Source organism: Streptomyces glomeratus (assembly GCF_021462825.1).
Taxonomy (GTDB): domain Bacteria; phylum Actinomycetota; class Actinomycetes; order Streptomycetales; family Streptomycetaceae; genus Streptomyces; species Streptomyces glomeratus.
This window is the reverse complement of sequence record NZ_JAKEEB010000003.1, coordinates 18150-30699: the sequence shown is the minus strand read 5'-3', so window position 1 is coordinate 30699 and position 12550 is coordinate 18150. Positions and strand designations below refer to the sequence as shown.

Sequence of the window (12550 nt, the reverse complement as noted above, 5' to 3'; positions counted from 1 at the left end):
CTACTTCTTGCAGACCCCATAGGCCTTGCAGGCATACGACGAGGGCGGTCCATCCGATCGGATGGACCGCCCTCAAGTCCTGTGGAGCTAAGGAGAATTGAACTCCTGACCTCCTGCATGCCATGCAGGCGCTCTACCAACTGAGCTATAGCCCCTTGCGGCCACGCGGCGGAGCCGCATATCGACCGTGTCGCCCGGTTTCCCCGGCGGCGACGCCAACATTACACGGTCCACCGGGTGGAACACCAAATCGTTTCCGCCGGGCACGCGGACGGCCACCCCGCGGCCACCTGCGCGCTCGTGCCGAGGCCCCGGGTCAGGCCGTGGCGAACGAGTAGAAGCGCTTGAGCGTGCAGTGCTCGTCGAGGAGGCGGCCGTAGATCGGCTCGCCCTCCAGCTCCCGGTAGGTCTCGATCGGGTCGCCTTTTATGATCAGCGCCCGTGCGCATTCCTCGCACCAGTACTGGTAGTCCGGGTTGACCGGTTCCATGTCCCGGACGATCGGTGTACCGCTACCGCACCAGTCGCACTTCCGCCTGTGTGCACCCATCGATCAGCTCCAGCTGTGGCCGCAGGCCGTGCACACGTAGGAGATGCCGCCGTTGTCGCCGAGGACCTGGGCGACATGGGACGATCCGCAGGAAGGGCAGTCGAGGAGGGTGGCATTCCGACGTCTCACCGCAACTGCGAGGAGTCCGTGGACCTCCCCGCGGATGCTCCCAGGCATCGCTACTCCCTCCCGTCGGGCCGCGCCCCCTTCCGGCCGTTTGATTCTGCCACGGCCGGGCCAATACGGTCAGCGACGCCTTCGTACCAGTCCGGACACGGGCCCCCGGCATGGCCCTCGAGGCCAGCGCGCACATGCACAGGGGGAGCGCGTCCGAAGAGGTATACGCCGTGGGGGCCCAAGTGACTCAAGCGGGTCGGAGAACAGTGTGCCGCAGAACCCTCGCCCCGCACGGAACGGGCACCGTCATCGTCGCCCTTGATCCACACCTGCCCGGCGGTCCCTGGAAAGCCACGCTGACGCTGCACAGCGGGCCCGTGGTACGGACGGGCACGGCAACCGTGACGCTCGCCCGAGAGACGCCCGGATCTCACGCACTCCTCTACGCCGCAGCCGCCGCGGTCATTGCCCTGGCCGCCTGCGCACTCGCCCTGGTGAGACGCCGACGCCGCCGGCGAGACAGCCGAGAGCCCGCCACCACCGCCGCCGACATCACCACGGTCAGTGGGCAGAACGAGCCGGTCTGAGTGGGCACCAAGAGAGGCCCTTGCCACCGAGGCGGAGCGCTTGGAGACCCGGGCGGACGCCGTGGGCAGTCGGCTGACGTCAACTGCCCACGGCGGCAAGGCACTCCGCCATGAAAAAATCCCGCCCCTCGAGGGACGGGATCTTCCGTGTCGATCGGTGACACCCGAGAGTGTCGACCCGTGGAGCTAAGGAGAATTGAACTCCTGACCTCCTGCATGCCATGCAGGCGCTCTACCAACTGAGCTATAGCCCCTTGCGCCACGCGGCCGAGCCGCATGGTGTTTCGCCCCGCTCGGCGGGGCGAACAAGAAGAACTTTAGCCTGCGACCTGCCAGAAAGTGAAATCCGGGTCCGGCACCTCGTGAGGAGGTGTCAGTCGTCGTCGCCGAGGACCGGCTCCGGCAGGGTGCCCGCGTTGTGCTCCAGAAGGCGCCAGCCGCGCTGGCCTTCGCCGAGGACCGACCAGCAGCAGTTGGAGAGGCCGCCGAGGCTCTCCCAGTGACGGGCCTCCAGGCCGAGCAGCCGGCCGATGGTGGTACGGATCGTGCCCCCGTGGCTGACCACCACGAGGGTGCCGTCCTCGGGGAGCTTCTCGGCATGCCGCAGCACCACGGGGGCGGCACGGTCGGCGACCTCGGTCTCCAGTTCGCCGCCGCCGCGGCGGACGGGCTCGCCGCGCTTCCAGGCGGCGTACTCCTGTCCGTACCGGGCCATGATCTCCTCGTGGGTGAGCCCCTGCCAGACGCCCGCGTACGTCTCCCGCAGGCCCTCGTCGAGGGTGACCTCCAGCCCGGTGAGCGCGGCCAGCTCGGCGGCCGTGCCGGCGGCTCGCCTGAGGTCGGAGGCGACGATGGCGTCGGGCTTCAGGGAGGCGAGCAGACGGGCGGAACGACGGGCCTGGCCCACGCCGGTCTCGGTCAGCTCGACGTCCGTGGAGCCCTGGAAGCGGCGCTCCACGTTCCACGACGTCTGGCCGTGGCGCCACAGGATGAGGCGGCGGCCCCGGCCCTTTCTCCCCACCTCGGCCCCCGGGGCGGTCACCGCAGCTCCCCGCCCAGCTCGGCGGCCTCCCCGGCGGCCTGGAGCCGGGCGTGCTCCTCCGCCTTGCCGCGGGTGGCCTTGGCGTCGGCGGGCAGCTCCAGCTCGGGGCAGTCCTTCCACAGCCGCTCCAGAGCGTAGAAGACGCGCTCCTCGCTGTGCTGGACGTGCACGACGATGTCGACGTAGTCCAGCAGGACCCAGCGGGCCTCACGGTCGCCCTCGCGGCGCACCGGCTTGACGCCGAGTTCCTTGAGCAGCCGCTCCTCGATCTCGTCGACGATCGACTTGACCTGGCGGTCGTTGGGTGCGGAGGCCAGCAGGAAGGCGTCCGTGATCGACAGCACGTCGCTGACGTCGTAGGCGATGATGTCGTGCGCGAGCTTGTCGGCGGCCGCCTGGGCGGCGGTGTTGATGAGCTCGAGAGAACGGTCCGTGGCGGTCACTACAAGGCTTTCGGTCGGCGGACAGTGATACCTCAAGGGTCTCACGGACCGCCGACGGCACCCCATGTGATTAACGGGGCACTCCCCGCGCGCGATGTGTGGCCCACGTCACGAGCTCGTCCTGTAGTTCTGGCCGAGGACCACGGAGACGTTGGCGTTCGAGGTGACCTTGCCCTTGTGCACGGCGCTGGTGGGCAGGCCCAGGGTCTTGGCGACCTCGGTCGCGTTCTCCTTGTCGCCGTCGTCGGCGTAGGTGATCCGGGACAGCGCCTGGGCTGCTCCGGTGCCGGCGTCGATGAAGGTGTAGCCGCCGTTGACCAGAACCACGCGGGCCTGTTCCGCGGCGGTCTTCGAGCCGGTGGCGTTCTGGATGCCGACCCGCACGGCGTCGCCTGCCTGCGGGCTCTTCACGGTGCCGCCGAGCAGGGTCTTGACCACGGTGTCGGTGGCCTTGTCGCCGACGGTGCCGTCGGACCGGACCGGCAGCAGCGCGGTCTTGTAGGCGCCCTCCTTGGCGCGGTCGGCGAGTTTGGCGAGGAAGCTGCCGAGGTCCTTGTCGTTCAGGGGCGGGTCGAGGATCTGGGCGAGCGTCTGCACGGTGGTCGTCGCGGCCTGCGGGTCCGAGGACATCTTGCGCAGCACGCCCTGCATCACCTGGCCGAACCGCTCCAGCTGGGCGTCCTGGGACTCGCCGGGGGCGCGGTAGGTGGCGTAGGCGACGGCCATCTTGCCGCTGAGGGTCTGGTCCTGCCCCTTGTGCACGAGGAGGGAGCCGCCCTTCTTCTTGGCGGCGGGGTCGGGGACGTCGGTGTCGGTGGTGACCTCGATGTTGCCGACGAGTTCGACGAGGTTGTTGAGGTAGGGGGTGTCGAGGCGCCAGGAGCCCTCGACCCTGGTGCCCAGGACGGAGTCGATGGCGTCGCTGGTACCGGAGGAGCCGTCGTCTGCGACCGACTTGGCGAGGGTGGTCGTGGTGCCGTCGTCGGAGGTGAGCGCGAGGGAGTTGGGCAGCAGGACGGTGGCGCCCTGCTTGAGGGTGGTGTTGTCGACGAGCAGGGCGGTGGAGGTGCCGCCGCCCTTGGTGTTGTGCAGGTGGACGACGAGCACGTCACGGTTCTGGGCGGCCGTGGCCGGGACCGTGGCGGACTTGCCGCCGGAGGAGGTGCCGGGCAGCTTGCCCGCGTACCAGAGGTAGCCGACACCGCCGACGGCCACCAGGGCGAGGACGACGACGAGGGTGACGATCCGGCTGCGGGCGCGGCGCTTGGCCTCCTCCCGGCGCTCGGTGCGGTTCTCGGTGAACTTCAGCCAGTCGATGACGTCTTCGGAGTCGCCGTCGGGCTCCTCGACGAACGCGAACTGCTCGGTGCGGTGGTCGCGGTCGCCGTGCGGCCCCCGCGGGGCGTTTCCGGTCCGTCCCGCCTGGTCGGCGTCGACGGCACCGGCCGGGCCGTCTGCGTGCCCGGGACCGCCGTCGGCCGGCCCCGCCTGCTGGGGGATGTAGGCGGTCTGTTCGGCAACACGCGGCTGCTGACCGGAGGTTGAGGTCTGGCCGTACGGGTCGTAGCCGCCCGTCGTCGTGGTGCCGTACGGAGCGTAGGGATCGTAAGGAGCGGCGGGGGGCCGGGGGCCCGTGTCCTGGGAGGACACGGGTTGCTGCTGACCGGTGTGATACGGCGGCACGGGCTGCTGCCGGCCGCTCCCGTAGGGGTCGTAGCCGTAGCCCTGGGGCTGCTGATGCTGTTGCGTGCCGTAGGGGTCGTAGCCCTGCGGGGTGCGCTGCACCGGCACCTGCCGGTACACAGGCTGCCCGAACTCGTCGTAGCCGACGAGTTCGTACGAGTCGCCGTTGCCGCCCGCGTACCCGTCGTATCGGTCGTTCACCGGTGCCCCTCTCGGCTCATTCGCCGCGGTACAGCTGCCGCTTGTCGATGTACCGCACCACACCGTCCGGCACCAGGTACCAGACGGGTTCGCCCTTGGCGACTCTCGCACGGCAGTCTGTGGACGAGATGGCCAGCGCGGGAACCTCGACCAGCGAGACGCCGCCCTCGGGGAGGCCGGGGTCGGTCAGGGTGTGGCCGGGACGGGTGACGCCGATGAAGTGCGCGAGGGAGAACAGCTCGTCCGTGTAGCGCCAGGTGAGGATCTGGCTCAGGGCGTCGGCGCCGGTGATGAAGAAGAGGTCGGTGTCCGGGTTCAGCGCCTTGAGGTCCCGCAGGGTGTCCGTGGTGTAGGTGGGGCCGCCGCGGTCGATGTCGATGCGGCTGACCGAGAACTGGGGGTTCTCGGCGGTCGCGATGACCGTCATCAGGTAGCGGTCCTCGGCCGCGGAGACCTTGCGGTTCGTCTTCTGCCACGGCTGGCCGGTGGGCACGAAAACCACCTCGTCGAGGTGGAACTGCGCGGCGACCTCACTGGCCGCGACGAGGTGCCCGTGGTGGATCGGGTCGAATGTCCCGCCCATCACGCCGAGGCGGCGTTTGCCGGGGTTCGACGGCCCGTTCCCGGGGCCGGTTCGCGTGTCCTGCGCCGGACCGGTGGGCATGTGCTGCTCTCCCATGCGTGCAGACCCTACCGGCCCGGTCGAGGGACACCGGCCGACAGCCCCTCGCGGGCGGCCGGGACCGGGCCCGGTGCCGGACTCAGCGGTCGCGGTTGAAGCGGGTGGTGATCCACAGCAGCAGCAGGAGGATGACGAGGGCGCCGCCGCCCGTCATGAAGGGGCTGATGCTCGCGTGGCGCTCGGTCTCGCCCTCGGCGAGCGTGGCCAACTGGGCAGCGGTGCTGTGCAAGCTCATCTTCGGCAGAACCTATCCGGTGTGGGCGGGATAAAGACGTGGGCTCATCGTATGCGGGTGCGGTGGCGCCGATCACGCCGACTCCGCCGTTTCGGGCCGTCCCCGCAGCCGGGGAGGGGCCTGGCAGGCCGGGAGCCGTCCGTCCCCCCGCTCCGGGAGCCGTCCGTCCCCCCGCCCGTCACTTGCGCTTGTAGCCGCGCAGCAGGAGCCAGGCGGCCAGGGCACAGCCGACGACCATGACGACCAGCACGACGCGGAGGAGGTTGCCCGGGCCCTGCCGGCCGGCGGCCAGCGCGGCCTCCGTGAGCCATGTGGCGGGAATGTGCTCCATGGGATCGCTCCTTACGGTGTGCTGCCCTGCCACGGTATCTCCGCCTAGGCTGGACCCCGCTTCGGGGGCACTCCATCACGCGGCGAGCCGACAGACACATGGGGGAACACATGTCCGACGACGGTCTTGAGCAGAACGTGTCCGACCACGGGCACGGCACCGTGCCGAGCAGGCGGCGCAGGCGCTTTCCGGGGATCTCCTCGCGGGCGTACGAACACCCGGCGGACCGTTCGGCCCTGGTGGCCCTGCGCAAGCTCAGCGGCTTCGACACGGTCTTCAAGGCGCTCAGCGGTCTGCTGCCCGAGCGGAGTCTGCGGCTGCTGTTCCTCTCCGACTCGGTCCGGGTCTCGGACGCGCAGTTCACCCACCTCAACGACATGCTTCGGGACGCCTGTTACATCCTGGACGTGGAGAAGGTCCCGCCGATGTACGTGACGCAGGACCCGCAGCCGAACGCGATGTGCATCGGGCTGGACGAGCCGATCGTCGTCGTGACCACCGGGCTCGTGGAACTCCTCGACGAGGAGGAGATGCGGGCGGTCGTCGGCCATGAGGTCGGGCACGCGCTGTCCGGCCACGCCGTCTACCGGACCATCCTGCTGTTCCTGACCAACCTCGCGGTGCGGGTCGCGTGGATCCCGCTGGGCAACCTCGCGATCATGGCGATCGTGACCGCGCTGCGGGAGTGGTTCCGCAAGTCGGAGCTGTCGGCCGACCGGGCCGGGCTTCTGGTCGGGCAGGACCTCCAGGCCTCGATGCGCGGGTTGATGAAGATCGCCGGCGGCAACCATCTGCACGAGATGAACGTGGACGCGTTCCTGGAGCAGGCCGAGGAGTACGAGGCCGGGGGCGATCTGCGGGACTCCGTGCTGAAGATCCTGAACGTACTGCCGCGTACGCATCCCTTCGCCGCGGTCCGTGCGGCCGAGCTGAGGAAGTGGGCCGGCTCCCGTGACCACCAGCGGATCATGGACGGTCACTACTCGCGGCGCACCGAGGACAAGGACACCTCGGTGTCGGACTCGTTCCGGCAGTCGGCGGCCCACTACGCGAACGATGTGAAGCAGTCCAAGGACCCGCTGATGAAGCTGGTCAGCGACATAGCGGGCGGTGCGGGCGACCTCGGGGACCGGATGCGGCGCGGCTTCGCGGGCTTCACGGGCGGTGCCCCCAAGGACACGCCGAACGACCACGGCGACGGCCGCCCCGGAGGTCACCGTCCGGACGACGGCCGCCCCGGCGACACCCGTCCGGACGACGGCCGCCCCGACGGCGAAGCCCCGGAGAGCGACGGCTGAGACGGTCAGACCCCCGGTTCCGCGCTCGACGACAGGGTGCCGCACAGGGCCGTGGCGTTGTCCGTCGCGTACGGATCCGTACCGGCCGGTCCGCCCGCCTTGGCGGTCTGCCCCGCGAGCAGCGGACGGAGGTGGTCCGCGGTGTCGTCCGGGCAGGACAGCGGGCCCGCCTGGACATAGGAGGCGACCAGCTCGGCCTGGTGCATCCGCAGGTCGTCACGGTCGAAGCGGAAGGTCAGCTCGCGCCGCACGGTGAACAGCGAGGCCTTCGCCCTCGCGTCGGCACCGGCCGGTTTCAGCGCGTAGACCAGGGTGTGGTCGGCGGTGACCTCCAGCGCGCCGGAGGTGGACTCCACGGCCTGAAGGGTGCCCTCGACGCGGATCTGCCGGTCGGCCAGCTGCACCTGTGACGGGTCGAACCGGATCAGCCAGCCGGTGGGCGAGTGCCGCCCGTCCGCGGCCGGGTGGTAGAAGCTCTGGTCGAACTGATCGAGCTGCTGCGGGGCGACCAGAAGGCGTACCGCCCGCACGCCGCCGCCGGTGAGGACGCCCTGGTCGAGCGTGGAGGCGACGAGATAGTCCTTCGCGATGGTGACGGCGGCGACGACCTGGCTCTCGGAGAAGTGGGTGGTGCGCCGGGTGGCGGGAAGGGTGAAGCCGAGGGCACCGATGCGGAACTGCGCGGCGGGGCTGTGCGCGTACAGGGCCTCGGGGTCCGTGGAGCCGGGCACGGCGGACCGGGGGGCGAGCGGTATCACCGTCATGTGCACCGGCTCGGCGAGCCGGGCCTTGGGGGTCGGGTAGGGGTGGCGCACACCCATGTAGACGGCGGTGCCGAAGGCGAGCGCTATCAGCAGGACCAGGATCAGCGCCTGCCGGGACGGTCCGCGGTGCAGGGCCGGACGGCGGCGTACGGCCGGGGCGTGGTCGGCCATCCGCTCCTGTGCGGAGTACTCCTGGAGGCGGGCAGCCCGGACGAACGACTCGTCGAACACGACGGATCGGTACTCGTCCTCGCCACCGCCGGGAGCACCCTCGGGCGTCCCCTCAGGTGGGTCTCCAGGCCCGCCCATACCTTCAGAGTAGGTCTCCCGGAGCCCCGGTAAACGCCCTGGTACACGACAACTTCTGACAGGTTCTCACCAAGTATGCGAACGGATTCCGAGAGGGCCCGGGCCCGCTCGCCGGCAGGGGCTCAGCGGGTCCGCGGTACGGCCGAGAACACCGGAGGGGAGGAGTCCGCCGAGACCGAGGGGGCCGTGCCGACGCCGGCCTCCTGGCCCTGCTCCAGCCCCGTGGTGGCGGGTGGCGGGATTTCCTGGCGGCCCGGGGATCCGCCCCGGTAGACCGCGGCGAAGGCCAGCGCGACCATGCCTATGCCCATCACGAGGGCGAGCATCCAGGCGACCGGACGGTGCCAGCGGGCACCCTTGCGGTAGGGCCTGCCCCAGGCGCCCGAGGTGCCGTAGTGACCCTCCAGGACGTCCGTGTCGTCCAGGTCGTCAAGATCCCGGTGGTGGCCGAACGGGCCGTCCTCGCCCAGGCCGAAGCCGTCCTCGTAGAGATCGTCGTCACCGTGTGCGCGGCGGCGGTGTGCCCGGCGGGCCTCGGCCTCCTGGGCCTCCGCGCGGGCCTGCGCCGCGGCGAGGAGTCTCTCCACGGCCGTCGGTTCATGGAAGGCGGCCGCCCGTACGAAGGCCTCGTCGAAGACCACGGAGGCGAACTCTTCGTCCCTGCCTCCGCGGTCGCGGTCGTCGTCGGGCTCCCGGCCGTCAGCGAACGGCGTGCCCCCCACGTCCTCCGGCACGGCTCCAGAGTAGACCTGGGGGGTCAATTTGGGCAGACGGTAAGGAAATTCATCCGCCTGGCGAGACGGGTTTCACAGATGGTTGCCAGGGGCGACCGACGGACCCCCCTGAGCGCTCGCTCAGCGCCGTACGTGCCCGTCGCCGGTGACGATGTACTTGGTGCTGGTCAGCTCCGGCAGGCCCATGGGACCCCTGGCGTGCAGCTTCTGCGTGGAGATCCCGATCTCCGCGCCGAAGCCGAACTGCCCGCCGTCGGTGAACCGCGTCGAGGCGTTCACGGCGACCGTGGTCGAGTCGACCAGTCGGGTGAATCGGCGGGCGGCCTGCTGCGAGGTGGTGACGATCGCCTCGGTGTGACCGGAGCTCCACAGCCGGATGTGCTGCACGGCCTTGTCCAGGGAGTCCACGACCGCCGCCGCGATGTCGTACGAGAGGTACTCGGTGTCCCAGTCCTCCGGCGTGGCCTCCACCACCGTCGCACGGGAGTCCTTGGCGTAGGCCATCACCCGCTCGTCGGCGTGGACCGTGACCCCGGCCTCCGCGAGCGCGTCCAGGGCGCGCGGCAGGAAGTCGGGGGCGATGTCCTGGTGGACGAGGAGCGTCTCGGCGGCGTTGCAGACACTCACGCGCTGGGCCTTGGAGTTGATGAGGATGTCGATCGCCATGTCGATGTCGGCCTGGGCGTCGACGTAGACGTGGCAGTTGCCGGTGCCGGTCTCGATCACCGGGACCGTGGACTCCTCCACCACCGTGCGGATCAGGGAGGCGCCGCCGCGCGGGATGAGCACGTCGACCAGCCCCCGGGCCCGCATCAGCTCGCGCACCGACTCACGGCTCTCACCGGGCACCAGCTGGACGGCGTCGGCCGGCAGCCCGGCGCCGCCCACCGCGTCGCGCAGCACCCGTACGAGGGCGGTGTTCGACTCGTACGCGGAGGACGAGCCGCGCAGCAGTACCGCGTTTCCGGACTTCAGACACAGGGCGGCGGCGTCGACCGTCACGTTCGGCCGCGCCTCGTAGATGATGCCGACGACGCCGAGCGGGACCCTGACCTGGCGCAGATCGATGCCGTTGGGGAGGGTGGAGCCGCGGACGACCTCGCCGACCGGGTCGGGCAGGGCGGCGACGTCCCGTACGTCGGAGGCGATGGCGCGGATCCGCTCGGGCGTGAGGGTGAGCCGGTCGATGATCGCCTCGCTGGTGCCGGCCTCGCGGGCCTTGGCGATGTCCCTGGCGTTGGCCTCGACGATCTCGCTCGTGCGGACCTCCAGCGCGTCCGCGATGGCGAGCAGCGCGTCGTCCTTCTCGGCCCGGGGCAGCGGCGCGAGGTCGGCGGCGGCGGCCTGCGCGCGGTAGGCGGCCTGGGCGACCGGGGACATGGAGTCGTACGGCGAGAGCGTGGTCATGGAGGAAGGGTAGTGCGCCGGGCTCGGGGGGCCGAGGTACGTCCCACACCCCGAGACGGTTCAAAACGGGTGAACTCCGACAGGTGTCGCCCGCGGCGGCCCGCTCCCCTCGGCGACCCGCTGGTGATAGGTGTCGCGGTCGATGACCTCCAGGCCGACGATCTCCCAGGGCGGGAGTCCCGCGGTCCGGCGGTGCTCGCCCCACAGACGCAGCGCGACCGCGGCGGCGTCGTGCAGGTCGCGGGCCTCCTCCCAGTAGCGGATCTCCGCGTGGTCGCCTGCGTAGCGGCTGGTCAGCAGGAAGGGATGGTCGTGGGCGAGTTGTTCGAGGGCGCGCCGCACCTCCGTCAGCGGTGCCTCGTCGCCGGAGACGCTGAGCGTGACGTGCCACAGGCGGGGGACGTCGCCGGGCCCGGCGTAGGCGTCACCGGCCGCGACACTGGTCAGTCCGCGCTCCTCGCCCACCGCACGGGGGGTGCCGCCGCGAGCGGTGCCGGAGGTGCCACGGCCGCGGGGCGTCGCGGCCCCAGGGCGCACTCGTCTCACGGCGGCCTCCTTTGCGGTGCTCGTGCGGTATGGGTGCCCGAGACAAAGTTGAGCAGGCCGCAGGGGTCCGCGGGGCGGTTTTACGGAACGTCCCCCACCGGACGGGCCCGCGAGGCGGCCCTTTCGGGCCGTTACGGGTGCAGGACGACCAGGTCGTCCCGGTGGACGACCTCGCGTTCGTAGGCGGGGCCCAGTTCGCGCGCCAGTTCCCTGGTCGAGCGGCCGAGCAGCCGGGGGAGCTCCTTGGCGTCGAAGTTCACGAGCCCGCGAGCGACCGCCCGGCCCTGGCCGTCGCGCAGTTCCACGGGGTCGCCGGCGGAGAACTCGCCCTCGACCGCCGCGATGCCGGCGGGCAGCAGCGACTTGCGGCGTTCGACGACCGCGCGGACGGCACCGTCGTCGAGCGTGAGCGCGCCCTGCGGGGTGGAGGCGTGCTGGAGCCACAGCAGCCGGTCGGCGGAGCGCCTGCCGGTGGGGTGGAAGTACGTGCCGGTGTCACGGCCCGCGAGGGCGTCGGCGGCGTGCACGGCGGAGGTGAGCACCACGGGGATGCCGGCCGCCGCCGCGATCCGGGCCGCCTCGACCTTGGTGACCATGCCGCCGGTGCCGACGCCCGCCTTGCCGGCGCTGCCGATCTCCACGTGCGCGAGGTCCTGCGGCCCTCGCACCTCCGCTATGCGAGAGGTGCCGGGCTTGCTCGGGTCCCCGTCGTAGACGCCGTCCACGTCCGAGAGCAGGACCAGCAGGTCGGCACGGACGAGGTGGGCGACCAGCGCGGCGAGCCGGTCGTTGTCGCCGAAGCGGATCTCGTCCGTGGCGACCGTGTCGTTCTCGTTGACGACCGGCAGCGCACCCATCGCGAGGAGCTTGTCGAGGGTGCGGGAGGCATTGCGGTGGTGGACGCGGCGGCTGGTGTCGTCGGAGGTGAGCAGCACCTGGCCGACGCGGATGCCGTGGCGGGCGCAGGACGCCGTGTAGCGGGCCACCAGCAGGCCCTGGCCAACGCTGGCGGCGGCCTGCTGCCGGGCCAGGTCCCGGGGGCGGCGGCGCAGACCGAGGGGGGCCAGACCGGCGGCGATGGCGCCGGAGGAGACGAGGACGATCTCCTTCTCTCCCCCGCTGCGGTGTTTGGCGAGGACGTCGACGAGGGCGTCGACGCGGTCGGCGTCGAGCCCGCCCGCGGCCGTGGTCAGCGAGGACGAACCCACCTTGACGACGATCCTGTGGGCCTCGCTCACGGCCTGCCTTGCCCCTGCCACCTTGCCTGCCGTCCCCTCGGATCGGTTCACCTGCCCCTCGAAATCTACGCGAAGAGGGACCGGCGGCGCGCATCGGTCCGGCAGGAGGACGGGATCGCCGAGGGATGCAGGCCAAGCGGCCCTCGGCGATCGGACCGCGATCGGGTTCCGGGCGCCGGCGGGCGAGGCGGCCCGTACTCCCCCGGCCCTCCGCCCGGCGGGGGCGGCGTCGGCGAACCCGTCGCCGCTTACCCCGTGTTCACGTTCCACGCCACTCGATAAACAGGTGACAATCAGTCAAATCATGGCAGCAGCAGACGTGTTCTTTCTCATTCGTCCACCAGAACCAAACGAGTGGTCAACAATCTCTTCACTTGCGTAAC

Annotated in this window: 15 protein-coding genes and 2 tRNA genes; 2 read left to right on the top strand and 15 right to left on the bottom strand. The window is 71.0% G+C overall.

Annotated elements, in window-relative coordinates; all coding sequences use genetic code 11:
* Positions 1-82: 82 nt before the first annotated feature.
* The 3 genes from LZ604_RS03995 to LZ604_RS03985 form a co-directional block, all read right to left on the bottom strand.
* Positions 83-155, bottom strand: a tRNA-Ala gene (locus LZ604_RS03995).
* Positions 156-316: 161 nt separating this feature from the next.
* Complete coding sequence (locus LZ604_RS03990; protein WP_016643127.1) at positions 317-550, bottom strand: hypothetical protein; 234 nt, start codon at positions 548-550, stop codon at positions 317-319.
* Positions 551-553: 3 nt separating this feature from the next.
* Positions 554-727, bottom strand: coding sequence for a hypothetical protein (locus LZ604_RS03985; protein WP_234512671.1), 174 nt, complete (start codon positions 725-727; stop codon positions 554-556).
* Between the two features lie 206 nt (positions 728-933).
* Here LZ604_RS03985 and LZ604_RS03980 point away from each other — a divergent pair, with 206 nt between their 5' ends.
* Positions 934-1254: a hypothetical protein gene (locus LZ604_RS03980; RefSeq protein WP_234512670.1), complete on the top strand. Its 321-nt coding sequence runs from the start codon at positions 934-936 to the stop codon at positions 1252-1254.
* A gap of 181 nt (positions 1255-1435) precedes the next feature.
* Here the strand turns inward: LZ604_RS03980 and LZ604_RS03975 are convergent.
* The 7 genes from LZ604_RS03975 to LZ604_RS03945 all read right to left on the bottom strand — a co-directional run bounded on the left by LZ604_RS03975 (position 1436) and on the right by LZ604_RS03945 (position 5871).
* Positions 1436-1508, bottom strand: a tRNA-Ala gene (locus LZ604_RS03975).
* A gap of 119 nt (positions 1509-1627) precedes the next feature.
* Positions 1628-2296, bottom strand: a complete 669-nt coding sequence (locus LZ604_RS03970; RefSeq protein WP_234512668.1) for a histidine phosphatase family protein — start codon at positions 2294-2296, stop codon at positions 1628-1630.
* Positions 2293-2739, bottom strand: a complete 447-nt coding sequence (rsfS, locus tag LZ604_RS03965; protein WP_234512667.1) for a ribosome silencing factor — start codon at positions 2737-2739, stop codon at positions 2293-2295. The genes LZ604_RS03970 and rsfS overlap by 4 nt, the downstream gene beginning before the upstream one ends.
* Positions 2740-2847: 108 nt before the next feature.
* On the bottom strand, positions 2848-4623 hold the full coding sequence (locus tag LZ604_RS03960; protein ID WP_234512666.1) for an LCP family protein: 1776 nt from the start codon (positions 4621-4623) through the stop codon (positions 2848-2850).
* A 16-nt stretch (positions 4624-4639) separates the two neighbouring features.
* Positions 4640-5302, bottom strand: coding sequence for a nicotinate-nucleotide adenylyltransferase (nadD, locus tag LZ604_RS03955; protein WP_234512665.1), 663 nt, complete (start codon positions 5300-5302; stop codon positions 4640-4642).
* A gap of 82 nt (positions 5303-5384) precedes the next feature.
* Positions 5385-5540: a hypothetical protein gene (locus LZ604_RS03950; protein ID WP_234512664.1), complete on the bottom strand. Its 156-nt coding sequence runs from the start codon at positions 5538-5540 to the stop codon at positions 5385-5387.
* A gap of 178 nt (positions 5541-5718) precedes the next feature.
* Entirely contained in the window at positions 5719-5871 is a 153-nt protein-coding gene (locus tag LZ604_RS03945) for a hypothetical protein (protein ID WP_234512663.1), read from the bottom strand.
* A gap of 110 nt (positions 5872-5981) precedes the next feature.
* Here LZ604_RS03945 and LZ604_RS03940 point away from each other — a divergent pair, with 110 nt between their 5' ends.
* Positions 5982-7169 (top strand): M48 family metallopeptidase, encoded by a 1188-nt coding sequence (locus LZ604_RS03940; protein ID WP_234512662.1) that lies wholly within the window; start codon positions 5982-5984, stop codon positions 7167-7169.
* Between the two features lie 5 nt (positions 7170-7174).
* On the opposite strand, the gene LZ604_RS03935 is transcribed toward LZ604_RS03940, so the two are convergent.
* The 5 genes from LZ604_RS03935 to proB all read right to left on the bottom strand — a co-directional run bounded on the left by LZ604_RS03935 (position 7175) and on the right by proB (position 12167).
* Positions 7175-8242 (bottom strand): SCO2583 family membrane protein, encoded by a 1068-nt coding sequence (locus LZ604_RS03935; protein WP_234512661.1) that lies wholly within the window; start codon positions 8240-8242, stop codon positions 7175-7177.
* A gap of 122 nt (positions 8243-8364) precedes the next feature.
* On the bottom strand, positions 8365-8976 hold the full coding sequence (locus LZ604_RS03930; protein ID WP_443732471.1) for an SCO2584 family spore wall biosynthesis protein: 612 nt from the start codon (positions 8974-8976) through the stop codon (positions 8365-8367).
* Between the two features lie 120 nt (positions 8977-9096).
* Positions 9097-10383: a glutamate-5-semialdehyde dehydrogenase gene (locus LZ604_RS03925; RefSeq protein WP_234512659.1), complete on the bottom strand. Its 1287-nt coding sequence runs from the start codon at positions 10381-10383 to the stop codon at positions 9097-9099.
* Between the two features lie 60 nt (positions 10384-10443).
* A complete protein-coding gene (locus tag LZ604_RS03920) occupies positions 10444-10929 on the bottom strand; it encodes a DUF8830 family protein (protein WP_234512657.1) in 486 nt (161 codons plus the stop codon).
* A gap of 131 nt (positions 10930-11060) precedes the next feature.
* Entirely contained in the window at positions 11061-12167 is a 1107-nt protein-coding gene (gene proB, locus LZ604_RS03915) for a glutamate 5-kinase (RefSeq protein ID WP_234512656.1), read from the bottom strand.
* Positions 12168-12550: the final 383 nt, after the last annotated feature.

Excerpts from the sequence above, each read along its gene's own strand:
- LZ604_RS03990 (WP_016643127.1), bottom strand. The coding sequence starts at position 550 with ATGGGTGCACACAGGCGGAAGTGCGACTGGTGCGGTAGCGGTACACCG.
- LZ604_RS03985 (WP_234512671.1), bottom strand. The coding sequence starts at position 727 with ATGCCTGGGAGCATCCGCGGGGAGGTCCACGGACTCCTCGCAGTTGCG.
- nadD (WP_234512665.1), bottom strand. The coding sequence starts at position 5,302 with ATGGGAGAGCAGCACATGCCCACCGGTCCGGCGCAGGACACGCGAACC.
- LZ604_RS03950 (WP_234512664.1), bottom strand. The coding sequence starts at position 5,540 with ATGAGCTTGCACAGCACCGCTGCCCAGTTGGCCACGCTCGCCGAGGGC.
- LZ604_RS03945 (WP_234512663.1), bottom strand. The coding sequence starts at position 5,871 with ATGGAGCACATTCCCGCCACATGGCTCACGGAGGCCGCGCTGGCCGCC.
- LZ604_RS03940 (WP_234512662.1), top strand. The coding sequence starts at position 5,982 with ATGTCCGACGACGGTCTTGAGCAGAACGTGTCCGACCACGGGCACGGC.
- LZ604_RS03935 (WP_234512661.1), bottom strand. The coding sequence starts at position 8,242 with ATGGGCGGGCCTGGAGACCCACCTGAGGGGACGCCCGAGGGTGCTCCC.
- LZ604_RS03925 (WP_234512659.1), bottom strand. The coding sequence starts at position 10,383 with ATGACCACGCTCTCGCCGTACGACTCCATGTCCCCGGTCGCCCAGGCC.